The organism is Bradyrhizobium centrolobii, assembly GCF_001641635.1.
GTDB lineage: Bacteria > Pseudomonadota > Alphaproteobacteria > Rhizobiales > Xanthobacteraceae > Bradyrhizobium > Bradyrhizobium centrolobii.
Genome location: NZ_LUUB01000131.1, coordinates 20881 through 43833, shown reverse-complemented (window position 1 = coordinate 43833; position 22953 = coordinate 20881). Strand labels below are relative to the sequence as shown.

19 protein-coding genes are annotated in these 22953 nt (G+C 64.9%); 13 read left to right on the top strand and 6 right to left on the bottom strand.

Annotation, left to right across the window (positions count from 1 at the left end; translation table 11 throughout):
- Window positions 1-17 precede the first annotated feature (17 nt).
- Window positions 18-794 (bottom strand): SDR family oxidoreductase, encoded by a 777-nt coding sequence (locus tag AYJ54_RS46125; RefSeq protein WP_063709198.1) that lies wholly within the window; start codon window positions 792-794, stop codon window positions 18-20.
- 155 nt (window positions 795-949) lie between these two features.
- Between AYJ54_RS46125 and AYJ54_RS46120 the strand changes: the two genes are divergently transcribed.
- A complete protein-coding gene (locus tag AYJ54_RS46120) occupies window positions 950-2023 on the top strand; it encodes a tartrate dehydrogenase (RefSeq protein WP_063709231.1) in 1074 nt (357 codons plus the stop codon).
- A 234-nt stretch (window positions 2024-2257) separates the two neighbouring features.
- Here AYJ54_RS46120 and AYJ54_RS46115 read toward each other — a convergent pair whose 3' ends face one another.
- From AYJ54_RS46115 to AYJ54_RS46100, 4 genes are all read right to left on the bottom strand, one after another.
- Entirely contained in the window at window positions 2258-3331 is a 1074-nt protein-coding gene (locus AYJ54_RS46115; RefSeq protein ID WP_063709197.1) for a malate/lactate/ureidoglycolate dehydrogenase, read from the bottom strand.
- Window positions 3332-3342: 11 nt separating this feature from the next.
- Window positions 3343-4254 carry an NAD(P)-dependent oxidoreductase gene (locus tag AYJ54_RS46110; RefSeq protein WP_063709196.1) on the bottom strand — a complete coding sequence of 304 codons (912 nt, stop codon included), beginning with the start codon at window positions 4252-4254 and terminating at the stop codon, window positions 3343-3345.
- A gap of 12 nt (window positions 4255-4266) precedes the next feature.
- On the bottom strand, window positions 4267-5517 hold the full coding sequence (locus AYJ54_RS46105) for a Zn-dependent hydrolase (RefSeq protein WP_063709195.1): 1251 nt from the start codon (window positions 5515-5517) through the stop codon (window positions 4267-4269).
- A gap of 119 nt (window positions 5518-5636) precedes the next feature.
- Window positions 5637-6554 (bottom strand): LysR family transcriptional regulator, encoded by a 918-nt coding sequence (locus tag AYJ54_RS46100; protein WP_063709194.1) that lies wholly within the window; start codon window positions 6552-6554, stop codon window positions 5637-5639.
- A 119-nt stretch (window positions 6555-6673) separates the two neighbouring features.
- Here AYJ54_RS46100 and AYJ54_RS46095 point away from each other — a divergent pair, with 119 nt between their 5' ends.
- The 6 genes from AYJ54_RS46095 to AYJ54_RS46070 all read left to right on the top strand — a co-directional run bounded on the left by AYJ54_RS46095 (window position 6674) and on the right by AYJ54_RS46070 (window position 12305).
- Window positions 6674-7489 (top strand): putative hydro-lyase, encoded by an 816-nt coding sequence (locus tag AYJ54_RS46095; protein ID WP_063709193.1) that lies wholly within the window; start codon window positions 6674-6676, stop codon window positions 7487-7489.
- An 89-nt stretch (window positions 7490-7578) separates the two neighbouring features.
- On the top strand, window positions 7579-8823 hold the full coding sequence (locus AYJ54_RS46090) for an ABC transporter substrate-binding protein (RefSeq protein WP_063709192.1): 1245 nt from the start codon (window positions 7579-7581) through the stop codon (window positions 8821-8823).
- A 192-nt stretch (window positions 8824-9015) separates the two neighbouring features.
- Window positions 9016-9894 carry a branched-chain amino acid ABC transporter permease gene (locus tag AYJ54_RS46085; protein WP_063709191.1) on the top strand — a complete coding sequence of 293 codons (879 nt, stop codon included), beginning with the start codon at window positions 9016-9018 and terminating at the stop codon, window positions 9892-9894.
- Window positions 9894-10889 carry a branched-chain amino acid ABC transporter permease gene (locus AYJ54_RS46080; protein ID WP_063709190.1) on the top strand — a complete coding sequence of 332 codons (996 nt, stop codon included), beginning with the start codon at window positions 9894-9896 and terminating at the stop codon, window positions 10887-10889. Before AYJ54_RS46085 ends, AYJ54_RS46080 begins: the two co-directional genes overlap by 1 nt.
- On the top strand, window positions 10886-11617 hold the full coding sequence (locus tag AYJ54_RS46075) for an ABC transporter ATP-binding protein (protein WP_063709189.1): 732 nt from the start codon (window positions 10886-10888) through the stop codon (window positions 11615-11617). Before AYJ54_RS46080 ends, AYJ54_RS46075 begins: the two co-directional genes overlap by 4 nt.
- Entirely contained in the window at window positions 11601-12305 is a 705-nt protein-coding gene (locus AYJ54_RS46070) for an ABC transporter ATP-binding protein (RefSeq protein ID WP_063709188.1), read from the top strand. Before AYJ54_RS46075 ends, AYJ54_RS46070 begins: the two co-directional genes overlap by 17 nt.
- A 199-nt stretch (window positions 12306-12504) precedes the next feature.
- Here the strand turns inward: AYJ54_RS46070 and otnC are convergent, their stop codons facing one another.
- A complete protein-coding gene (otnC, locus tag AYJ54_RS46065; RefSeq protein ID WP_063709187.1) occupies window positions 12505-13179 on the bottom strand; it encodes a 3-oxo-tetronate 4-phosphate decarboxylase in 675 nt (224 codons plus the stop codon).
- Between the two features lie 42 nt (window positions 13180-13221).
- Between otnC and ltnD the strand changes: the two genes are divergently transcribed.
- The 6 genes from ltnD to AYJ54_RS46035 all read left to right on the top strand — a co-directional run bounded on the left by ltnD (window position 13222) and on the right by AYJ54_RS46035 (window position 22842).
- Window positions 13222-14202 (top strand): L-threonate dehydrogenase, encoded by a 981-nt coding sequence (gene ltnD, locus AYJ54_RS46060; protein WP_430641479.1) that lies wholly within the window; start codon window positions 13222-13224, stop codon window positions 14200-14202.
- A 14-nt stretch (window positions 14203-14216) separates the two neighbouring features.
- Entirely contained in the window at window positions 14217-14999 is a 783-nt protein-coding gene (gene otnI, locus AYJ54_RS46055) for a 2-oxo-tetronate isomerase (RefSeq protein ID WP_063709185.1), read from the top strand.
- Complete coding sequence (gene otnK / locus AYJ54_RS46050; RefSeq protein ID WP_063709184.1) at window positions 14996-16273, top strand: 3-oxo-tetronate kinase; 1278 nt, start codon at window positions 14996-14998, stop codon at window positions 16271-16273. The genes otnI and otnK overlap by 4 nt, the downstream gene beginning before the upstream one ends.
- 169 nt (window positions 16274-16442) lie before the next feature.
- Entirely contained in the window at window positions 16443-18134 is a 1692-nt protein-coding gene (locus AYJ54_RS46045) for a methyl-accepting chemotaxis protein (protein ID WP_063709183.1), read from the top strand.
- A 339-nt stretch (window positions 18135-18473) separates the two neighbouring features.
- Window positions 18474-21653: an efflux RND transporter permease subunit gene (locus tag AYJ54_RS46040; RefSeq protein ID WP_063709182.1), complete on the top strand. Its 3180-nt coding sequence runs from the start codon at window positions 18474-18476 to the stop codon at window positions 21651-21653.
- A complete protein-coding gene (locus AYJ54_RS46035; RefSeq protein WP_063709181.1) occupies window positions 21640-22842 on the top strand; it encodes an efflux RND transporter periplasmic adaptor subunit in 1203 nt (400 codons plus the stop codon). Before AYJ54_RS46040 ends, AYJ54_RS46035 begins: the two co-directional genes overlap by 14 nt.
- Window positions 22843-22953: the final 111 nt, after the last annotated feature.

The window sequence follows — 22953 nt, the reverse complement described above, 5'->3', positions numbered from 1 at the left end:
CTCGTGAACTTCGCCAACTAACCCCACCCCGCGCTGATGCCGCCATCGACTGTGTAGATCACACCCGACGTGTAGCCGGAACGATCCGATGCCAGGAACGCCATGAGGTCGCCGATCTCGCGCGCATGCGCAGGCCTTCCAAGCGGCAGGCTCTTCTGGAATTCCTTGTAGCGGCTCTCGTCGCCGAACTGGTGTTTTGCCCGCGTCTTGAGCAGCGTGACATGACGATCGGTGCCGACCGGGCCGGGATTGATGCCGACGACACGGATGTTGTCGGCGAGGCTCTTGCCGCCGAGCGCGCGGGTGAAGGCCATCAGCGCGGCATTGCCGGCGCTGCCGCAGATGTAGTTGGCGTCGAATTTCTCGCCGGCCGCGCCGATGTCGTTGACGATCACGCCGCCGCCGCGCGCCTTCATCTGCGCATAAATCTGCCGTGTGAGGTTGATGTAGCCGAACACCTTCAATTCCCAGGCGTGGCGCCAGGTCGCTTCGTCGATCTTGTCGATGGAGCCGCCGGGAATGTCGCCGGCATTGTTGACGAGGATGTCGATGTCGGCGGCCTCCTTGGCGAGGCGCGCGACATCCTCAGTCCTGCGCAAATCAACAACGCTCGTCGTGGCATCGATCTGGTGCGCGGAGCGCAGGCGAGCGGCCAGCGCCTTGAGCGCCTCGCCGCTGCGGGCGGCGAGCAGGAGATGGCAGCCTTCCTCGGCAAACGCCTCGGCGGCGGCTGCGCCGATGCCCTTGGACGCGCCTGTGATCAGGACGCGCTTGCCACGCAGATGCAGGTCCATGCGGATTACTCGATTGGTGGGAACAGGATGAAATCAGTAGGCGGTCGGCCGCGCCATGGTCAACATTGCAGTGCAGCGTTGCACTGTCGGCGAGTTTGGTCCATTGCAGTGCGATCGAACGGCGGCAGCTGCCGGACCAACCAAGGACGTTCTCGATGAGCAAGAAGCAATACCGGATTGCGGTCATTCCCGGCGACGGCATCGGCAAGGAAGTGATGCCAGAAGGTCTGCGCGTTTTGGAGGCGGCGGCGAAGAAGCACGGGGTCGCCGTGCATTTCGACCATTTCGACTTCTCGTCCTGGGACTATTACGAGAAGCACGGCCAGATGATGCCGGACGACTGGAAAGAGAAGATCGGCAAGCATGACGCGATTTACTTTCGCGCGGTCGGCTGGCCGGCCAAGATCCCCGATCACGTCTCGCTCTGGGGTTCGCTGATCAAATTCCGCCGTGAGTTCGACCAGTATGTGAACCTGCGCCCTGTACGGCTGATGCCGGGCGTGCCGTCGCCGCTGGCAAACCGCAAGCCCGGCGATATTGATTTCTGGGTGGTACGCGAGAACACGGAAGGCGAATATTCCTCCGTTGGTGGCCGGATGTTCCCCGACACCGACCGCGAGTTCGTCACCCAGCAGACGGTGATGACCCGTACCGGCGTCGACCGCATCCTGAAATTCGCCTTCGAGCTCGCACAGTCGCGGCCGAAGAAGCATCTGACCTCGGCCACGAAGTCCAATGGCATCTCCATCACCATGCCCTATTGGGACGAGCGCGTGGAGGCGATGGCGAAGAAGTTCCCGGGCGTGAAGTGGGACAAGTACCACATCGACATTTTGACCGCGAACTTCGTGCTGCATCCGGACTGGTTCGACGTCGTGGTCGGCTCCAACCTGTTCGGCGACATTCTCTCTGACCTCGGTCCTGCCTGCACCGGCACGATCGGCATCGCGCCGTCCGGCAACATCAACCCCGAGGGCGATTTCCCATCGGTGTTCGAGCCGGTGCACGGTTCGGCGCCGGACATCGCGGGGCAGGGCATTGCCAATCCGATCGGCATGATCTGGTCGGGCGCGATGATGTTCGAGCATCTCGGCGAGAAGGAAGCCGGCAAGTCGATTTTCGATGCGATCGAGCGTACCCTCGCCGAACGCACGCTGCGCACGAAAGATCTCGGCGGCAATGCCGACACGACGGCCTGCGGCAAGGCGGTCGCGGAGATGGTGGAGTAGGGCTGTGGGAAGTTGGCTCCGTAGCCGCAACCAACTCCGATGTCGTCCCGGCGAAGGCCGGGACCCATAACCCCAGGGAGAGGTTGTAGCGCGAAGCTGGTAACTCCGAGTCTTCGCCGAACTGCTTCCTGTGGTTGTGGGTCCCGGATCTGCGCTTCGCTTCGCTGCGCTTGTCCGGGACGACAGTTGTGCAGTTGGCGCGATCGTATGTCGAACGCGCTGTGTCCGGCAGTGTCAGCCCGCGATCTTCTCGATCGCCGCCTGATCGAGGCCGAACTTCTTCCCGGCATCCAGAATTTCCTGCCAGGTGTTGGGATCGACCGGGATGCCCTCGGCCAGCCGCTTCTTCTTCGTCTCGCGCTCGGGGTCGCCGGCGATCTTCACCCTGTCGACGCCGGGGCCGGGGGGCGAGTCGGTGTGCCAGGCGACGAAGCTCTCGACTTCGCGCGCCAAGTTCTCGGCGGTGCCGAGCTTGGTCGGGTCGATGATGATCGAGAGCATGCCGTTGAGGACGCGGCGCTTGCCGTCGGCAGGGCCTTTGACGGTCTCGCCGCCGGAGAGCGCGCCGCCCAGGATCTCGCACACCAGCGCGAGCCCAGAGCCCTTGTGCTCGCCGAACGGCAAGATGGCGCCGTGCGGAGCGATCACGGTGTAGCGCGGATTGACGGTGGGCTTGCCCTCATTGTCGATGATGGTGCCGGGCTCGAGCTCGACGCCCTTGTTGAAGGCGACGCGGGTCTTGCCCTGCGCGATCTTGCTGGTGGCGAAATCCAGCACGATGGGCTCTTTGTCCTTGCGCGGTATGCCGACACAGAACGGGTTGGTGCCGTGGCGCGCATCGCTGCCGCCCCAGGGCGCAACGATGGGCCGCGAGATCACGTTGACGAAGTGGATCGATACGAGGCCATGGTCGATGCACTGCTCGGCCCAGTGGCCGATGCGGCCGATATGATGCGCGTTGGACAGGCCGACCACGCACACGCCGTTGCGCTTGGCTCGCTCGGCGCCCAGCTCCATCGCCTCATGGCCCATCACCTGGCCGTAGCCGGTGAGGCCGTCGAGCGTGAGCAGGGGGCCCGTATCCATCACGATCTTGACGTACTGGTTCACGGCGAGGCCGCCCTCGGCGACCGCTTCGGCATAACGCGGGATCATGCCGACGCCGTGAGAGTCGTGGCCCTTGAGGTTCGCTTCGACGAGATTGGTGGCGACGAGATCCGCTTCGCGGTCCGTGGAGCCGCCGGCCTTGGCGATGGCACGGATGACGTTGGTGAGCGGTTCGGCTTTGATGGTACGGTAATCGGCCATTGTTGTTGTTCTTATCCCTTTGCGAGCCGGCGGCAGTGCTCCCACGCCGCAAAAATCAGGTTCTCGCTCGCCTCCGGCGTGCGGAAGGCCGAATGCGCCGACAGCGTCACGTTCGGCAATTTCGTCAGCGGATGATCCGCAGGCAGCGGCTCGATGTTGAAGACGTCGAGGCCGGCATGGCGGATGTGGCCCGACTTCAGCGCATCGATCATCGCGGCTTCATCGACGATGGCGCCGCGCGCAGTGTTGATCAGGACGACGCCCGGCTTCATCTTCGCGATCTTCTCGCGCGTGATCATGCTGCGTGTTTCGTCGTTGAGCAGCAGATGCAGTGACACCACGTCGCTTCTGGCCAGCACCGCGTCGAGATCGGTAAATTCGACGCCCGGATGGCTCTTCGGCGAGCGGTTCCAGGCGATCAACTTCATGCCGCTGCCCGACGCAATGCGCGCGACCTCCGCGGCGATGCCGCCGAAGCCGACAAGGCCAAGCGTCTTGCCGGTGAGCTGCATGCCGTCCTCACGCAGCCAGTTGCCGACGCGCATCTCGCGGTCCATCATCGCGATGACGCGGGCCGACGCCCACATCAGCGCGATCGCGGATTCCGCCACCGCCGTGTCGCCGTAGCCCTTGATCAGGTGCACGGAGATGCCGAGCTGGCTAAGCTCCTCCGGATTCATGTAGCTGCGCGCGCCGGTGCCGAGGAACACCACGTGCTTGAGGCCCGTGCACTTCCTCGCGACCTCGGTCGGCAGCGCCGTGTGGTCGACGATTGCGATCTCGTCGCCGTCGAGGATCTCGGGGTATTGCTCGGGCTTGATATTGGGATCGCGGTGGATCCGCACCTTGGGATCGCCGGGCTTCTCCAGCCGCTCCATGATCACGGCCAGGGCTTCGTTGGCGTCGACGAAAACTCCGCGCATGACTCTCTCCGATCAGGACGCAACGCCGGCGATCGCCAGCACGGTGTGCATCAGAACGTTGGTGCCCGCGGCGCAGTCGGGCTGCGTGGCATCCTCCAGCTCGTTGTGGCTGATGCCGTCCTTGCAGGGCACGAACACCATCGCGGCCGGAATAACGGTGTTGAGATTGCAGGCGTCGTGGCCGGCGCCGGAGGTGATGCGGCGGCTGGAATAGCCGAGCGTCTTGGCTGCGTTCTCGACGGCTGCAATGAGCTTCGGATCGAAGTGCGTCGGCGGCTTGCGCCAAACGAGATCAATCTTCACCTCGACCTTGCGGCGCGCGGCGATCTCGGCAATGGCGGCGCGCAAGTCGCGATCGAGCGCGTCCATGATGGCGGCATCGGCGCTGCGGCAATCCATTGTGAAGGCGATCTCGCCGGGAATGACATTGCGCGAGGGGTTGGCGATGATGGCTTCGCCGACGGTGCCGACGGCGTTAGGTCCGTGCTTCTTGGCGGTGGCCTCCATCGCCAGCACGATCTCCGACAGTGTCGCCAGCGCATCGCGCCGCAGCGGCATCGGCGTCGATCCTGCGTGGCTCTCGAAGCCGGTGATCTTGCCGTCGTACCACAGCACCCCCTGGCCGGAATCAACCACACCGATGGTCTTGCCCTCGGCCTCCAGGATCGGGCCCTGCTCGATGTGCAGCTCGACGAAGCAGCCGAGCTTCTGGAAGCCGACCGGCTTGTCGCCGCGATAGCCGATGCCGTCGAGTGCCTGGCCGACGGTCGTGCCCTCGGAGTCCTTGCGCGACAGGATGTCGTCGGTGGTGAAGTCGCCGACATAAGCTGCGGAGGCCATCATTGCCGGCACAAAGCGCGAGCCTTCTTCATTGGTCCAGTTGACGACGCAGATTGGCGCTTCGGTCTCGATGCCGGCGTCGTTCAGCGTGCGGATGACTTCGAGCGCGCCGAGCGTGCCCAAGATGCCGTCATATTTGCCGCCGGTCGGCTGCGTGTCGAGGTGCGAGCCGATGCCAACCGGCGGCTTCGACATGTCACGTCCCTTGCGCAACCCGAACATCGAACCGAGCGCATCCACATGCACCTCCAGCCCGGCGTCTTCGCAGGCCTTGCGGAACCAGTCGCGCACCTGCTTGTCCTCGGCGCTCAAGGTCAGCCGCCGCACGCCGCCCTTGGCCGTCGCGCCGAATTGCGCAGTCTCGTGGATGGAGCCCCAGAGGCGGGCGGAATCGATTTGCAGGTTGGTGGCGGCTCGGCTCATGCGTCTATTCCATTTGTCGCTGTCATTCCGGGCGCCCGAAGGGCGAACCCGGAATCTCGAGATTCCGGGTTCGACGCTGACGCGTCGCCCCGGAATGACGGGAGTAGTCCGGCTCTCGTTCAATGACGCGCCGTCACCGCCGCGTCAACCGCGAGGCTGCTCTGCGCAATCTGCCGCGCAAGCTCGGCGACGCGCTCCACCGCCACGACGTCGGGCGAGGCGAGCCAGCTCGCCGTGAACGTCAGCGGCGCGATATTCAGGTCGGTGTCGAGCAGTTGCAGCCGCCCGTGGGCGAGCTCGTTCTCGACGATCGCCGACGGAATCACGGCGATGCCGAGCCCCTCGACCGCCATGTGGATGACGGTGGCGAGCGAAGCCGAAGCGTGCAAGCGAATTGGCGGCAGCTCCGGCCGATCGAACACCTCGCGCACGACTTCGTAGGGCCGCGTCTTGCGCGGGAAGGTGATGATCGGGAACCGCGCAAGCTCGGCCGGGGTCACCGGGCCCTTGCCGAGTCCGAGCGAGGGGCTCGCAAGGAAGCCGATCGGATAGTCGGCGAGCACGCGGTTGTGCACCCCGGAGGCCGATAGCGGCCCCACGACGAAGGCAAGCTCGATCTCCTGCGCAAGCAGGCGCGCGGTGAGGTTCGGCGTGATGTCGACTTCGATCTCCAGTGACAGGTTCGGATAGACCTCGTTCACGCTCTTCACCAGCCGCGGCAGCCAAGTGTGCACGATGGTTTCGGCGACGCCGAGCCGCATAACGCCGCGCATGGCGGAGCGATCGCCGACCTCTGCCATCATCGCGGCGCGCAAGCCGATCAGCTTTTCCGCATAGACCATCATCTGCCGGCCGCTCGGCGTTGGCGAAGCCACGCGATGATCGCGGTTGAGGAGCTTCACGCCCATCTCGCGCTCGAGCTGGGCGATGCGCTGGGAGATCGCCGGCTGGGTGGTGTTGAGCCGCGCCGCAGCGCCGCGGAAGCTGCCGAGCTTCACGACCCAGAGGAACGTTTCGATCGATCTGAAGTCCAGCATTGAAGGGAATTTCCCGATCGATAAATCAGCTTTATCGATATTGATTAGAAACGACGATTAGACTTTATAGCACGCTTGGTGTTGGCTGTCCTTGTCGAGTTTATAGGCAGGTCGATCAAATGACTGTTTTGGTGGCAGCGCAGCAAACTGAAACGCCCGACACCCTCCCGAGCCGTCAGGCCCGGCTCGGCTACCGTGGCGGCCAGGTCGGCTCCACCGCCGGTATCGCCCCCGGCTTCGTCCAGGGCAATCTGGCGATCCTCCCGGCGGAATACGCCAGCGCCTTTCATCGCTTCTGCCAGCTCAATCCGAAACCGTGCCCGATCATCGGCATGTCCGATGTCGGCAGTCCGCACATCCCCGCGTTAGGGGCCGATCTCGACATCCGCACTGACGTGCCGCGCTATCGCGTCTGGCGCGACGGCGAGGTGGTCGACGAGCCGACCGACGTATCCAGCTATTGGCGCGATGATCTCGTGACCTTCGTGCTCGGCTGCTCGTTTTCCTTCGAAGAGGCGCTGCTCGATGAGGGCATGCCGATCCGGCACATCGAGCACAATGTGCGGGTGCCGATGTATCGTACCAACATCGCCTGCGGCGAGGCCGGCCCGTTCGCCGGCCCCATGGTGGTGTCGATGCGTCCGTTCAAGCCGGCGGACGCGATCCGCGCGGTGCAGATCACCTCGCGCTATCCCGCCGTGCACGGCGCGCCCGTGCATCTCGGCCATCCGCACCTCATCGGCATCAAGGACATCGCCAAGCCCGACTACGGCGATCCGGTGCCGGTCGCCGATGACGAGATCCCGGTGTTCTGGGCCTGCGGCGTGACGCCGCAATCGGTCATCAATGCCGCCAAGCTTCCGTTCGCGATCACGCATTCGCCGGGACTGATGCTGGTGACGGATCTGAAGAACAGGAACATGGCCGTGATTTAGTGGGCAGCGATTGCCGCTTCTTCAGGCTTTACCGCATCAATCAATCGTTTCATTCGATCACCCGGAATTTAGTAACAGGGGACTTTGCCATGACGATCACTCGCCGCGACGTGCTGTTAGGTGCCACCGCCACTGCTGCGCTGGTGCCGTTCGCTGCACGCGCACAGACCTCGGAAGTGGTGATCGGCGTCATCTATCCGTTTTCCGGCGGCAGCGCGCAGCAGGGCGTCGATGCCCAGAAGGCCTATGAGACCGCGCTCGAGGTCATCAACAAGGATGCCGATTTCGACTTGCCGCTGGCGAAGGGCGAGGGCCTGCCGGGCCTCGGCGGCGCAAAAGTCCGCCTCGTATTCGCCGACCATCAGGCCGATCCGCAGAAGGGGCGCGCCGAGGCCGAGCGCCTGATCACCCAGGAGAAGGTCTGCGCCATCATCGGCACCTATCAGAGCGCGGTCGCGGTGACCGTCAGCCAGATCTGCGAACGCTACCAGGTCCCGTTCGTGTCCGCCGACAATTCCTCGCCGAGCCTGCATCGCCGCGGCCTCAAATATTATTTCCGTGCCGCCCCGCACGACGAGATGTACTCGGCCGCGATGTTCGACTTCTTCGATGCCATGAAGAAGAAGGGCACCAAGATCGAGACGCTGTCGCTGTTCCACGAGGACACCATCTTTGGCACCGACTCCGGCAACGCCCAGGCCAAGATCGCCGGCGAGCGCGGCTACAAGATCGTCTCCGACATCAAGTACCGCGCCAACTCGCCGTCGCTGTCGGCCGAAGTGCAGCAGCTCAAGACCGCCAATGCCGACGTGCTGATGCCCTCGAGCTACACCACCGACGGCATCCTCCTCGTCAAGACCATGGCTGAGCTCGGCTACAAACCGAACGCGATCGTGGCGCAGGACGCCGGCTTCTCCGAGAAGGCGCTCTATGACGCGGTCGGCGACAAGCTCGAAGGTGTGATCTCCCGCGGCACCTTCTCGCTCGACCTCGCGCAGAAGCGCCCGATGGTCGGCAAGATCAACGAGATGTTCAAGGCCAAGTCGGGCAAGGACTTCAATGATCTCACCTCGCGCCAGTTCATGGGCCTGATCATCCTGGCGGACGCGATCAACCGCGCCAAGTCGACCGACGGCGAGAAGATCCGCGACGCGCTTGCCGCGACCGACATCCCGGGCGAGCAGACCATCATGCCCTGGAAGCGCGTCAAGTTCGACGAGATGGGCCAGAACAACGACGCCGACCCGGTGCTCCTCCAATATGTCGGCGGCAAGTTCGTCACCGTCTTCCCGCCGCAGGCCGCGATCGCCGAAGCGATCTGGCCGATGAAGTAAGTGGCGAGATATCTCCCAGCGTCGTCCCGGACAAGCGCAGCGAAGCGGAGCGCAGATCCGGGACCCATAACCACAGGCAGGCGTTTCTGCGAAGATCGGCTGTCGTTCATCCCATCGATGGATTCGTGGTTATGGGTCCGGGCTTTCGCCAGGACGACATCGGAGTAACGCAGGAGCAGAGGCGCAACAACGGTGACAGCCCAAGCCATTATCCAGAGTCTCGCGAGCGGCCTCCTGATGGGGCTGCTCTACGGGCTGATCGCCGTCGGTCTCGCGCTGATCTTCGGCCTGATGGACGTCGTGAACTTCGCCCATGGCGAGTTCCTGATGATCGCGATGTACGCGACCTTCTTCCTGTTCGCGTTCTTCGCGATCGACCCCTTGCTGTCGGCGCCGCTGGTCGCTGCCGCGCTCTTCGTCTTCGGGGCGGTGGTCTACCTATTGATAGTACGCTTTGCCATGCGTGCCAAAGCGAACGCCGGCATGGTGCAGATCTTCTCGACCTTCGGCCTTGCCATCGTCATGCGCGGGCTCGCGCAGTTCTTCTTCACGCCGGACTACCGCAGCATTCCGCAGTCCTGGCTCGGCGGCAAGACGGTGTCGGTCGCCGGTATCTTCCTGCCGGAGCCGCAGCTCATCGGCGCGCTGGTCTCGATCGCAGCCTTTGCCGGCCTCTACTTCTTCATCAACCGCACCGATTTCGGCCGCGCGCTTGAGGCGACTCGTGAAGATCCCGGCGCGGTCGCGCTTGTCGGCATCGACAAGAACCGCGTGTTCGCGCTGGGCTGGGGCCTTGGGGCCGCGCTGGTTGGTCTCGCCGGCGCGATCATGGCGGTGTTCTTCTACATCTATCCCGACGTCGGCGCGTCCTTTGCGCTGATCGCCTATGTCACGGTCGCGCTCGGCGGCTTCGGCAGTGTGTTCGGCGCCTTCGCCGGCGGCATCATCGTCGGCCTCGTCGAAGCCGTCACGGCCTTGGTGCTGCCGCCGTCACTGAAATCGGTTGGCATCTACGCCGTCTACCTGCTCGTCGTCTTCATCCGGCCGCGCGGCCTGTTCGGGTCGATGTGATGGACAAGAGTTTCGCCGTGCGGCGCCGCCGCGACCTTCTCATCGCCGCTGTCCTCGCGGTCCTGGCAGGGCTCGCGCCATTGTTCGTGAAGGACGTCTATGTCCAGAACATTCTGATCCTGACCCTGATGTATGCGGCGCTGTCGCAGAGCTGGAACATCCTCTCCGGCTATTGCGGCCAAATATCGCTCGGCCACGCGCTCTATTTCGGCATCGGCGCCTACACGACCGAGCTCCTGTTCACCAAGTTCGGCGTGCTGCCCTGGTTCGGCATGCTCGGCGGCGGCGTGCTCGCCGCCATCATCGCGATGGCGCTGGGCTATCCTTTCTTCCGCCTGCGCGGCCATTACTTCGTGATCGCGACCATCGTCATCGCCGAGATCGGGCTGCTGCTGTTCCAGAACTGGGACTGGGCGGGCGCCGCGCTCGGCATCACCATTCCAGTCCGCGGTGACAGCTGGCTGAAATTCCAGTTCATGCGCAGCAAGCTGCCGTACTTCTATTTCGCGCTGGCGCTGTGCTGCCTCGCCTGGTTCGTCACCTGGTGGCTCGAAGACTCCAAATGGGGTTTCTGGTGGCGTGCGGTGAAGGACAATCCGGACGCCGCTGAAAGCCTCGGCGTCGTCGTATTCAATTCCAAGATGGGCGCGGCCGCGGTCTCCGCCTTCCTCGTCGCCATCGGTGGCGCCTTCTACGCGCAGTATCTCGCCTATATCGATCCCGAAAGCGTCATGGGCTTCCAGTTCTCGCTGCTGATGGCGTTGCCGGCCGTGCTCGGCGGCATCGGCACACTCTGGGGACCGGTGCTCGGCGCGGCCATCCTGATCCCGATGACGGAGCTGACGCGCTCCTATATCGGCGGCTCCGGGCGCGGCGTTGATCTCATCGTCTACGGCGCGCTGATCGTGCTGATCTCGCTGGCTCTGCCGCAAGGCCTGGTGAGCCTGTTCTCGCGCGCGAAGGCCAAGAACCATGTCAAGGGGGCCACACGATGACCGCGCTCCTGGAAACCCGCGGCGTCTGGCAGCGTTTTGGCGGCCTCGTCGCCAACAGCGACGTCTCGATCTTGGTCGGCCGCGGCGAGATCGTCGGGCTGATCGGTCCCAACGGCGCCGGCAAGTCGACGCTTTTCAATCTCATCGCCGGCGTGCTGCCGCCCACGCAAGGCTCGATCTGGTTCGACGGCGAAGACGTTACAAGGATGCCGGCGGCGGAGCGCTGCCAGCGCGGCGTCGGTCGCACCTTCCAGGTGGTGAAAAGCTTCGAGACCATGACGGTCATCGACAACGTCATCGTCGGGGCGCTGGTGCGCACCACGGTGATGCGGGAAGCGCGCCGCAAAGCGCATGAGGTCCTGGAGTTCACCGGCCTTGCCGCGCGTGCCGACGTGCTCGCAAGCGATCTCGTGCCGGCCGAGAAGCGCCGCCTCGAAGTCGCGCGCGCGCTCGCGACCGAACCGAAACTGCTCCTGCTCGACGAAGTCCTCACCGGCCTCACGCCGACCGAGGCGCAGACCGGCGTCGCGCTGGTGCGCAAGGTGCGCGATGCCGGCATCACCGTGTTGATGGTCGAGCATGTCATGGAGATCGTGATGCCGCTGGTCGACCGCGCCATCGTGCTCGACCTCGGCAAGGTGCTGGTCGAGGGCAAGCCCGCCGACGTCGTCCGCGATCCCAAGGTGATCAGCGCATATCTGGGAGATCGTCATGCTGTCAGTGCATGAAGTCACGACCTCCTATCAGGGCCTGGTCGCGATCTCCGCGGTCTCGATCGAGGTCAGCAAGGGCGAGATCGTCTGTGTCGCCGGCGCCAACGGCGCGGGCAAGTCGACGCTGCTGAAATCCATCGCCGGTGCCGAGCGCCCGCGCTCGGGCACCGTCACCTTCGACGGCAAGCGCCTCGACGGCATGGCGCAGCATCATATCACGGCCGCCGGCATCGCCTATGTGCCGGAGAACCGACGCCTGTTCCCCCGCCTGTCCGTGCGCGACAACCTTCGTCTCGGCAGCTATCTCTACCGCGGCGAGGCAGATCGCGAGGGGCCGCTCGATCTGGTCTTCAAACTGTTTCCCCGCTTGTCCGAACGCCTCGAGCAGCGCGCCGAGACGCTAAGCGGCGGTGAGCAGCAGATGCTCGCGATCGGCCGCGCGCTGATGACGCGCCCGCGGCTTCTGATGCTGGACGAGCCCTCGCAGGGCATCATGCCGAAGCTGGTCGACGAGATCTTCCAGGCCGTCCAGCGCATCCGCGATGCCGGCATGACCGTGCTGATCGTTGAGCAACGCATGGCCGAGTGCCTGGAGATCGCCGACCGCGCCTACATCCTGCAAACCGGCCGCGTGCTGATGCAGGGCCCGTCCGCGGAGATCAAGGGCAACCCGGACGTGCGCAAGGCGTATCTGGGGCTGTAGCCGCCGTCATTGCGAGCGCAGCGAAGCAATCCAGGCACGCGCACGCGACTTTCGCAGTGTCATCGCCCGCGAAAGCGGGCGATCCAGTACGCCGCGGCGGTGCGAGGAACGTTGGGCGTCTCTGGAATACTGGGTTCCCCGCTTTCGCGGGGAATGACAGTTGTGGGTGGGGACACGATCGCGCCCATAACAGTGGGCGTTAGTGATGCTGCCCATGCTCCGGCAGCGTCAGCCCGAACACCTTCACCAGATCCGTCACCTGCTCCGGCGACAGATAGCGCGGGTTCATCCCCCGCAGCAGCAGGTACAGCTTCGCCGTCTCTTCCAGTTCCTCCGTCGCGAACACCGCGGCTTCCAGTGTGTCGCCGGCGACCACCGGGCCGTGATTGGCGAGCAGCACTGACGAATATTTCCCTGCCAGTCCCTTGATCGCATCCGCGACCGCCGGATCGCCGGGCCGGTAATAGGGCACGAGCGCGGTGGCGCCGCATTTCATCAAATAATAGGCGGTCATCGGCGGCAGCGCGGCGCGCGGGTCGATCTCGGGTAGCATTGAGAGCGCGACCGAGTGTGTCGAGTGCAGATGTACGATCGCGCGCGCGGTCCCGCGCGTGTCATAGAGCGCGGTGTGCAGTGGAACTTCCTTGGTCGGTGCATCGCCGGAGATGAGCCGCCCCCGCTCATCCAGCCGCGATAGCCGCGCCGGATCGAGGAAACCGAGCGAGGCATTGGTCGGCGTCACCAGCCAGCCGCCGTCAGGAAGCTTGACGCTGATATTGCCGGAGGAGCCCGGTGTCAGTCCGCGCTCGAACAAAGAGCGTCCGAAGCGGCAGATATCCTCGCGAAGCCGTGTTTCGTTGCTCATGGCCGTCATGCCTGCTTGTCTCATGCTTTGGCAGCGCGGCCAAGCCGTGATATTCGGTTTGCCAAGCCGCCCACCAAAGCCGGCCATCGGGGAACGTTCCAGAGGATCAGCTGCATGTCCGCCTCCACGTCACAAAATCAGCGCGTCGCCGTCATCGGGCTCGGCTCGATGGGCTTTGGCATGGCGACCTCGCTGAAACGCGCTGGGCTTGCCGTCACCGGCTGCGACGTTTCGGCGGACGCCGTGGCGCGCTTCGTCAGGGATGGCGGTGCGGGCGCCCAAACGCCGGCGGAGGCAGCCAAAGGCGCCGACATCGTCGTCAGCGTCGTCGTCAACGCCGCGCAGACCGAGGCCATCCTGTTCGGCAAGGACGGCGCCGCCGAGACCATGCCGAAGGACAGCGTCTTTATATCCTCCGCGACCATGGATCCTGACGTGGCGCGGCGCCTGGCAAAGCAGTTGGAGGCGACCGGCCGGCATTATCTGGACGCGCCGATCTCCGGCGGGGCGCAGCGCGCCGCGCAAGGCGAGCTGACAATTCTCGCCTCCGGCAGTCCCGCAGCCTTTGCAAAGGCGCGGCCCGCGCTCGATGCGATGGCTGCAAAGCTCTACGAGCTCGGCGATGCCGCAGGCCAAGGCGCCGCCTTCAAGATGATCAACCAGCTTCTCGCCGGCGTGCACATCGCTGCCGCCTCCGAGGCAATGGCGTTCGCGGCCAAGCAGGGCCTCGACATCCGCAAGGTCTATGAGGTGATCACGGCCTCCGCCGGCAATTCCTGGATGTTCGAGAACCGCATGCCGCATGTCCTCGACGGCGACTATACGCCGCGCAGCGCGGTCGAGATCTTCGTCAAGGATCTCGGCATCATCCAGGACATGGCGCGGAGCGCCAGATTCCCGGTGCCGGTCTCCGCCGCGGCGCTCCAGATGTTCCTGATGACGGCCGCTGCCGGCATGGGCCGCGACGACGATGCGTCGGTAGCGCGGATGTACGCCCAGGTCACCGGCGTGAAGCTGCCCGGCGACAAGTAAGCAAGAGGACTCCAATGCCGCGTTTTGCCGCCAATCTCTCGATGATGTTCACCGAGGTGCCGTTCCTCGACCGTTTTGATGCCGCTGCGCAAGCCGGCTTCACCGCCGTCGAATTCCTCTTTCCTTACGAGCATCCGGCCGAGGCGGTCGGCGAGCGGCTCAAGCGCAACGGTCTGACGCAGGCCCTGTTCAACCTGCCGCCAGGCGACTGGAATGCCGGCGAGAAGGGCTTTGCAGCGCTTCCGGCACGTTTCGCCGATCTCAAGCAGAGCCTCGAGACGGCGCTGCCCTACGCCAAGGCGACCGGCGTCAAGCGTCTGCACCTGATGGCCGGTATCGCCAATCGCGGCGATCGCCTCGCGATCGAGGCCTTCTACAAATCGGTGGCGTGGGCTGCAGAATTCTTCGGGCCGCACGGCATCGACATCGTGATCGAGCCGATCAACTCGCGCAACGTGCCCGGCTATTTCCTCAACGACTTCGGCTTCGCGCGCGACGTGGTCCAGGAGTTGAGACTCCCCAACCTGAAGCTCCAGTTCGACATCTATCACTGTCAGATCATCCATGGCGACGTGACGATGCGGTTGCGCGAGATGATGCCGATCATCGGCCACATCCAGATCGCCAGCATTCCCTCACGCAACGAGCCCGACGGCGAGGAGCTGAACTATCCGTTCCTGTTCACTGAACTCGACCGGCTGGGCTATCCCGGTTTTGTCGGCTGCGAATACAATCCACGCGGCAAGACCACCGATGGCCTCGCCTGGTTCAAGCCGTATGCGGGAGTGAAGCCGTGACCCTTGCGCTGGGCTGCATCGCCGACGACTACACCGGCGCCTCGGACCTCGCCAACACGCTGACTCGCGCGGGCCTGCGGACGGTGCAGACCATCGGCGTGCCTGCCGATGACCTGGCGCTGCCCGAGGTCGACGCCGTCGTGGTGTCGCTGAAGAGCCGATCGATCGAGGCGGGTCTTGCCGTATCGCGCTCGCGCGCGGCGGAGACATGGCTGCGGGGCCGCGGCGCGCGGCACGTGCTGTTCAAGATCTGCTCGACCTTCGATTCCACCGATGCCGGCAATATCGGACCGGTGATGGATGCGTTGCGCGCCGACTGCGGCGAAGCAGGCGTGCTGGTGACACCCGCCTTTCCGGAGACCGGGCGCACGGTCTACCAGGGCAACCTGTTCGTCGCCGCCGTGCCGTTGAACGAGAGCCCGCTGAAGGATCATCCGCTCAATCCGATGCACGATTCCAACCTGGTGCGGGTGCTGGCGCGCCAGAGCAAGACGCAAGTCGGTCTCGTCGACCTAGCGACGGTCACGCGCGGCGCGGATGCCGTGCGGGCGCGGCTTGCCGAGCTATCGGGCAAGGGCATTGGCGCTGCGATCATCGACGCCGTGTTCGATCGCGACCTCGAGACCATCGGCCTCGTCGCCGCCGAGCATCGGCTGTCGGTCGGCGCCTCCGGCATGGGCCTCGGGCTGGCGCGCGCGCTGGTTTCGACAGGCAAGGTCAAGTCGACCGCAGCCGGTGGCAAAGCGGGCGCCGCGGTCGGGGGACCCGCGGCCTGCCTTGCCGGAAGCTGCTCGCAGGCGACGCTCCAGCAGATCGCTCGGGCCGAAGCGGTCATGCCCGTTCTGCATCTCGACCCGGACCGTATTTTTGCGGGCAGGGAAGAGTCCGAGCGCGCACTCGCCTGGGCGAAGCCGCGGCTCACGGGTGGCCCGGTGCTGATCGCCTCGAGCGCCACGCCGGAAGCCGTCGCCGCGGTGCAGGCGCGTCACGGCCGCGATGCGGTCGGGCATGCCATCGAGCAAGCCATGGCCGACATCGCCGAGGGCCTGGTGCAGGCGGGCGTGCGGCGCTTGATTGTCGCAGGCGGCGAGACATCCGGTGCGGTGGTCGACCGGTTGAGGATTCCCGGATTTCTCGTGGGGGTGGAAATTGCCGCGGGCGTGCCGGTGTTGCGCGCAGTCGGCGCTGAGGCAGGCGACATGGTGCTCGCACTGAAGTCAGGCAACTTCGGCGGGCCGGAGTTTTTCTCCGACGCGCTTAGGCTCATGCGCTGAGCGCAGAGCGCTCTTAGCCCCTCGTTCACTTCTTTCGGCTTCGGTAGTCGTACGGAGTCGTAGTTAACATTTGCGCAGGTGCTCTGCGGTTTGATGTCGGCGCTGCTCCCTTTGGTTGATTCGTAAAATTCCCCGACGCGCGGCCGCGCCAGCACAACGAGACCCGATTATGTTCTCAAAGATCTCCATTCGCGCCAAGATCATCAGCGTCGTGGCGTTCCTGCTGGTCGCGATGACGGGCATGGGCCTGCTCGCTGTCATGAAAATGCGGTCGATGAACGCGAATACGGTCGACATTACCACGAGCTGGATGCCCAGCGTGCGCGTCATTGGCGATCTCCGTGCCGGCGTCATTACTTACCGGAACGTGATCCGTGAGCACATGTTGTCGGAGACGCTGGAGGAGAAGCTCGCGGCGGAGAAGACGCTCGCGTCGGTGGTCGAGGCCAATACCAAATTCCGCAAGACCTATGAGACGATGATCACCTCGCCCGAGGAGCGCGCTCTCTACGATCAGTGGTCCAAGACCTGGGAAGAGTACAAGAAAGGCACCCAGCAAGTCATGGCGCTGTCGCGTCAGGAGGCCGGCAAGATCCCGCACGAGGCGCATGAGCTGAACACCAAGACGGTCAATAAGATTGGGCTTGAAGCCGACGCCATCCTGGCCAAGGACATCGAGCTGAACACCAAGGGGGGCGACCAGGCCGCCGCGGATGCCGCCGATACCTATTACAACGCCTTTATCCTCGTCGCGATCATCCTGGGCGCTGCGGTCCTGTCGGGCATCGGCGTCAGCTTCTACCTCGTCCACGACGTCTCCAGCGGCATCAACTCGATCACCGACCCGATGCAGGCGCTCGGCAAGGGCGACCTGACCGCGAAAGTCCCGCATCGCGGCGAGAAGACCGAGATCGGCGCCATGGCCGACGTGCTCCAGGTCTTCAAGGAGGCGTTGATCGCCAAGAAGGCGGCCGACGAGGCCGCCGCGCGCGACGCCGAAGCCAAGATCGAGCGCGGCCGCCGCGTCGACAACATCACCCGCGAGTTCGAGTCGATGATCGGCGAGATCGTCCAGACCGTGTCGTCGGCCTCGACCCAGCTCGAAGCCTCGGCCTCGACGCTGACCTCGACCGCCGACCGCTCGCAGAAGATGGCGACCACGGTTGCGGCGGCCTCGGAAGAAGCCTCCACCAACGTGCAGTCGGTGGCATCAGCAACCGAGGAGATGGCCTCGTCGGTGGGCGAGATCAGCCGCCAGGTGCAGGAATCGGCGCGGATGGCGGGCGATGCCGTCGGCCAGGCACGCGCCACCACCGATCGCGTCAGCGAGCTCTCGAAGGCAGCCTCCCGCATCGGCGACGTGGTCGAGCTGATCAACACCATCGCCGGCCAGACCAACCTCCTGGCGCTGAACGCGACCATCGAGGCGGCACGCGCCGGTGAAGCCGGCCGCGGTTTTGCGGTGGTGGCCTCCGAAGTGAAGGCGCTCGCCGAGCAGACCGCGAAGGCGACCGGTGAAATCGGCCAGCAGATCGCCGGCATCCAGGCGGCGACCAACGACTCGGTCGGCGCCATCAAGGAGATCTCCTCGACGATCGAGCGTCTGTCGGAAATCTCCTCGGCCATCGCTGCCGCGGTGGAAGAGCAGGGCGCCGCGACCCAGGAGATCGCCCGCAACGTGCAGCAGGCGGCGCAAGGCACCCAGCAGGTCTCCTCCAACATCACCGACGTGCAGCGCGGCGCGACCGAGACCGGGACAGCGTCCTCGCAGGTGCTGTCGGCGGCGCAGATGCTGTCGAACGACTCGAGCCGGCTGAAGACCGAGGTCAGCAAGTTCCTGACCAACGTCCGCGCGGCGTAACACTCGACGTCGCGACCCACAATCTCCAACGTCGTCCTCCAACGTCGTCCCGGCGAAGCCCGGGACCCAACCACAGGACGTGGTTTGGCAAAGACTCGGGGTTGCCAGCTCGCGCCGCAACCGCTCCCTGGGGTTATGGGTCCCGGCCTTCGCCGGGACGACTCCGAGATAGTTTGCCCGTCCCCCTGCATAGCTGGAATGCGATTTCGCGCTGCGATAGCAGGGAAGTGACTGCATATGACGCGCCTTCGTTGGCCATTTGGTTGCAGTTCGGGTAAATCGGCCGAGGAACCCGTGGGGGCGCGTTCCCTGTCCCCCTGATTTGGAAATGTCTGGCGAATGATTGCTCTGGTCCGCATTGCCCTGAGCCGGCCCTACACGTTTGTCGTGCTCGCGCTTCTGCTGCTGATCATCGGCCCGCTCGCGGCGCTGCGGACGCCGACCGACATCTTCCCCGACATCCGCATTCCCGTGATCGGCGTGGTCTGGCAGTACACCGGCCTGCCACCGGACCAGATGTCCGGCCGCATCACCACCCCGTTCCAGCGCGCGCTGACGACCACCGTCAACGACATCGAGCACATCGTCGCCAATTCCTATAACGGCTTTGGCATCATCAAGATCTTCTTCCAGCCCAACGTCGACATCCGCACCGCTAATGCCCAGGTCACCGCGATCTCGCAGACGCTGCTCAAGCAGATGCCGCCGGGCGCAACACCGCCGTTGATCCTGAACTATTCGGCGTCCACCGTACCGATCATCCAGGTGGCGCTGTCGGGCGAGGGGCTTACCGAGCAGAACCTCGCCGATATCGGCATCAACCAGCTCCGCACGCCGCTGGTCACCGTGCCCGGCGCGGCGATCCCGTATCCATTCGGCGGCAAGCAGCGCCAGGTCCAGATCGATCTCAATCCGACCGCGCTGCAGGCGCGCGCGCTCTCGGGCCAGGACGTCGCCAACGCGCTCGCCGCCCAGAACCTGATCACGCCGGTCGGCACCCAGAAGATCGGCGAGTTCGAATACAACATCCAGCTCAACAACTCGCCGCTCAAGATGGACGAGCTCGGCAATCTGCCGATCAAGACGGTCAACGGCGCGATGGTCTATGTGCGCGATGTCGCGACCGTGCGCGACGGCAATCCGCCGCAGACCAACATCGTCCACGTCGACGGCAACCGCTCGGTGCTGATGATGGTGCTGAAGGCGGGCGCGACTTCGACGCTCGACATCATCTCGGGCATCAAGCAGAAGGTGATCGACGTCAAGGATCAGATGCCAGATGCGCTGAAGATCGGCTTCATCGGCGATCAGTCGGTGTTCGTGCGCGGCGCGATTCAAGGCGTCGCCTTCGAAGGCGTGATCGCGGCGCTGCTCACCAGCGTCATGATCCTCCTGTTCCTCGGCAGCTGGCGCTCGACCATCATCATCGCGGTCTCGATCCCGCTGTCGGTGCTTGGCGCGATCATCATGCTCTCGGCGATTGGCGAGACGCTCAACATCATGACGCTCGGTGGTCTCGCGCTTGCGGTCGGCATCCTCGTCGACGACGCCACCGTGACCATCGAGAACATCAATTACCACCTTGAGCAGGGCAAGCCGGTCGAGCAGTCGATCCTCGACGGCGCCAACCAGATCGTGACGCCGGCCTTCGTCTCGCTGCTCTGCATCTGCATCGTGTTCGTGCCGATGTTCTTCCTCACCGGCGTCGCGCGCTTCCTGTTCGTGCCGATGGCCGAAGCCGTGATGTTCGCGATGATCTGGTCGTTCATCCTGTCGCGCACGCTGGTGCCGACCATGGCGAACTACCTCTTGCAGGCGCATGTCCATCACGAGGGCGCGCCGCCGAAGTCGCGCAATCCCCTGGTGTGGTTCCAGCGCGGTTTCGAGGCGCGGTTCGAGCGCATTCGCGGCGGCTATCGCGGCCTCCTCGGCCTCGCACTCGCGCACCGCGCGGTGTTCGTGATCGGATTCCTCTGCGTGGTCGGATCGTCCTTTGCGCTGGTGCCGTTCCTCGGGCGCAACTTCTTCCCCGCGGTCGATGCCGGCAACATCCTGATGCATGTCCGCACCCAGGTCGGCACCCGCGTCGAGGAAACCGCCAACCAGCTCGCCGATGTGCAGAAGGCGGTCCGCAAGCTGATCCCGGGTGAGATCGAGACCATGACCGACAACATCGGCATGCCGATCTCCGGCATCAACATGACCTACAACAACACCGGCGTGATCGGCCCGCAGGATGGCGACATCCAGATCAAGCTGAAGGAGGGCCACAAGCCGACCGACGAGCACGTGCGGCTGCTGCGCGAGCAATTGCCGCGGCTGTTTCCCGGCATCAGCTTCGCCTTCCTGCCGGCCGACATCGTCAGCCAGATCCTGAACTTCGGCGCGCCGGCGCCGATCGACCTCCAGATCCGCGGCGCCAATCTCGACGCCAACTTCGCCTATGCCAACAAGCTGCTGGCGAAGGTGCGCAGGATTCCCGGTGTCGCCGATGCGCGCATCCAGCAGTCGCCGAACAACCCGACCTTCAACATCGATGTCGACCGCACCCGCGCGCAATATGTCGGCCTGACCGAGCGCGACGTCACCAACAGCCTCGTGGTCAATCTCGCGGGCTCGTCGCAGGTCGCGCCGACCTATTATCTCAATCCGGATAACGGCGTGTCCTACTCCATCGTGATGCAGACGCCGCAATATCAGATCGACTCGCTCAGCGCGCTGCAGACGCTGCCGATCACGGCCAGCGGCAATTCGCAGTCGCCGATCCTCGGCGGCATCGCCGACATCAAGCGCTCGACGTCGAGCGCGGTGGTGTCGCAATACGACATCCAGTCGATGGTGCAGATTTTTGCGACCACGCAGGGCCGCGATCTCGGCGCGGTCGCCGCCGACATTCGCCAGGTGATTGCCGATACGGCCAAGGAGGTGCCGAAGGGCTCCTCGGTCGTGCTGCTCGGTCAGGTGCAGACCATGAACAGCGCCTTCACCGGCCTGTTGTTCGGCCTGCTCGGGGCCGTCGTGCTGATCTACTTCCTGATCGTCGTGAACTTCCAGTCCTGGTCCGATCCCTTCGTGATCATCACTGCGCTGCCGGCCGCGCTCGCCGGCATCATCTGGATGCTCTTCACGACCGAAACCACGCTATCGGTGCCGGCGCTCACCGGCGCCATCATGTGCATGGGTGTTGCCACCGCCAACAGCGTGCTCGTGATCTCTTTCGCCCGCGAGCGCTACGAGGAACTCGGCGATCCCGTCGCGGCCGCGCTCGAAGCCGGCTTCGTCCGGTTCCGCCCGGTGCTGATGACGGCGCTCGCCATGATCATCGGCATGGCGCCGATGGCCTTAGGGCTAGGCGAGGGCGGCGAGCAGAATGCGCCACTTGGCCGCGCCGTGATCGGTGGCCTGATCTTTGCAACTTTCGCCACGCTGATGTTTGTTCCCGTGGTGTTCAGCATGGTACACAAGAAACAAGGCGCCAAAGCCGCCGCCCCATTGGAGACTCCGCATGTCGCCCACTGAACCCCGCTCGCCGGCGTCGCACCGGAAACTGGGCATCTTCGGCGTGGTGGCTCTGATTGCGGCAGGCCTCGTGGTGGGCACCGGCATCCGCGCCCGCGAGGAACAGGGCTCCAAGCTGAAGGAATGGACCGATGACCAGGCCGTTCCCAGCGTCGCGGTGACCCTGCCCAATGCCAGGGGCCTCAACGCCACCATCGATCTGCCGGGCCGGCTGGAGGCCTACTACCGCGCCCCGATCTTCGCCCGCGTCTCGGGCTATCTGAAGAGCTGGAGCGCCGACATCGGCGCTCGCGTCAAGGCAGGGCAGGTGATCGCCGAGATCGAGGCGCCCGACCTCGACCAGCAGCTCTTGCAGGCCCGCGCCGACCTCGCCAGCCAGCAGGCCAGCGCAAGGCTGTCGGAAGCGACCTTGAACCGGCGCAAGACGCTGGTCGCCTCCAACTTCGTCTCCGCGCAGGAAATCGACGAGCGCACTGCGGACCTCTCTAACAAGAACGCTGCCGTCCACTCGGGCCAGGCCAATGTCGAGCGGCTGGAAGCGCTGGCTGGCTACAAGAAGATCACCGCACCCTTCGATGGCGTTGTCACGGCGCGCGACACCGACGTCGGCGCGCTGATCAACGCCGGCGGCGGCTCGGGCCCGGCGATGTTCGTGATCTCTGACATCACCAAGCTGCGCGTCTACGTCAACGTGCCGCAGAATTACGTGCCGGCGATCAAGATCGGTGCCAAGGCCACCATCGCCCTGCCGGAGTACCCGAACCGGACCTTCCAGGCCACGGTGGAAGCCTCCTCGCAGGCCGTCGACGTCGCCTCAGGCACCACGCGCATGCAGCTCGGGCTCGACAATTCGAGCGGCGAGCTGATGCCCGGCGGCTATGCCAGCGTGAAGCTGAGCCTGCAGCGCGATTCCGCGCCGCTCAGCATTCCCGCCAGCGCCCTGATCTTCAACAGCAATGGCCTGCGGGTCGCGACCGTCGGCCCCGACGACAAGGTGTTGTTCAAGACCGTAACGATCGCGCGCGATCTCGGCCGCGAGATCGAGCTCGCCTCAGGGATCGCCCCGGACGACCGCATCATCACGGCCCCGCCGGACGGCCTCTCCGACGGCGATCAGGTCCGTGTCGTCGGCGCCGGCGCCAAGGGCAAGCCGGCCACCGCGTCGGAGAAGCAGGCGCCGAGGAGCTGAGGTTTCTTCACCTCGCCCCGCTTGCGGGGAGAGGTCGGAATGCGCGCGGAGCGCGGATTCCGGGTGAGGGGGACTCTCCGCGAGTCCAGCTCTCACTGTGTTTGAGGCGGC

Excerpts from the sequence above, each read along its gene's own strand:
- AYJ54_RS46105 (WP_063709195.1), bottom strand. The coding sequence starts at position 5,517 with ATGAGCCGAGCCGCCACCAACCTGCAAATCGATTCCGCCCGCCTCTGG.
- AYJ54_RS46090 (WP_063709192.1), top strand. The coding sequence starts at position 7,579 with ATGACGATCACTCGCCGCGACGTGCTGTTAGGTGCCACCGCCACTGCT.
- AYJ54_RS46080 (WP_063709190.1), top strand. The coding sequence starts at position 9,894 with ATGGACAAGAGTTTCGCCGTGCGGCGCCGCCGCGACCTTCTCATCGCC.
- AYJ54_RS46070 (WP_063709188.1), top strand. The coding sequence starts at position 11,601 with ATGCTGTCAGTGCATGAAGTCACGACCTCCTATCAGGGCCTGGTCGCG.
- AYJ54_RS46110 (WP_063709196.1), bottom strand. The coding sequence starts at position 4,254 with ATGCGCGGAGTTTTCGTCGACGCCAACGAAGCCCTGGCCGTGATCATG.
- AYJ54_RS46115 (WP_063709197.1), bottom strand. The coding sequence starts at position 3,331 with ATGGCCGATTACCGTACCATCAAAGCCGAACCGCTCACCAACGTCATC.
- AYJ54_RS46120 (WP_063709231.1), top strand. The coding sequence starts at position 950 with ATGAGCAAGAAGCAATACCGGATTGCGGTCATTCCCGGCGACGGCATC.
- AYJ54_RS46045 (WP_063709183.1), top strand. The coding sequence starts at position 16,443 with ATGTTCTCAAAGATCTCCATTCGCGCCAAGATCATCAGCGTCGTGGCG.
- otnC (WP_063709187.1), bottom strand. The coding sequence starts at position 13,179 with ATGACGGCCATGAGCAACGAAACACGGCTTCGCGAGGATATCTGCCGC.
- otnI (WP_063709185.1), top strand. The coding sequence starts at position 14,217 with ATGCCGCGTTTTGCCGCCAATCTCTCGATGATGTTCACCGAGGTGCCG.
- AYJ54_RS46100 (WP_063709194.1), bottom strand. The coding sequence starts at position 6,554 with ATGCTGGACTTCAGATCGATCGAAACGTTCCTCTGGGTCGTGAAGCTC.
- AYJ54_RS46040 (WP_063709182.1), top strand. The coding sequence starts at position 18,474 with ATGATTGCTCTGGTCCGCATTGCCCTGAGCCGGCCCTACACGTTTGTC.
- AYJ54_RS46095 (WP_063709193.1), top strand. The coding sequence starts at position 6,674 with ATGACTGTTTTGGTGGCAGCGCAGCAAACTGAAACGCCCGACACCCTC.
- AYJ54_RS46075 (WP_063709189.1), top strand. The coding sequence starts at position 10,886 with ATGACCGCGCTCCTGGAAACCCGCGGCGTCTGGCAGCGTTTTGGCGGC.
- AYJ54_RS46035 (WP_063709181.1), top strand. The coding sequence starts at position 21,640 with ATGTCGCCCACTGAACCCCGCTCGCCGGCGTCGCACCGGAAACTGGGC.
- AYJ54_RS46125 (WP_063709198.1), bottom strand. The coding sequence starts at position 794 with ATGGACCTGCATCTGCGTGGCAAGCGCGTCCTGATCACAGGCGCGTCC.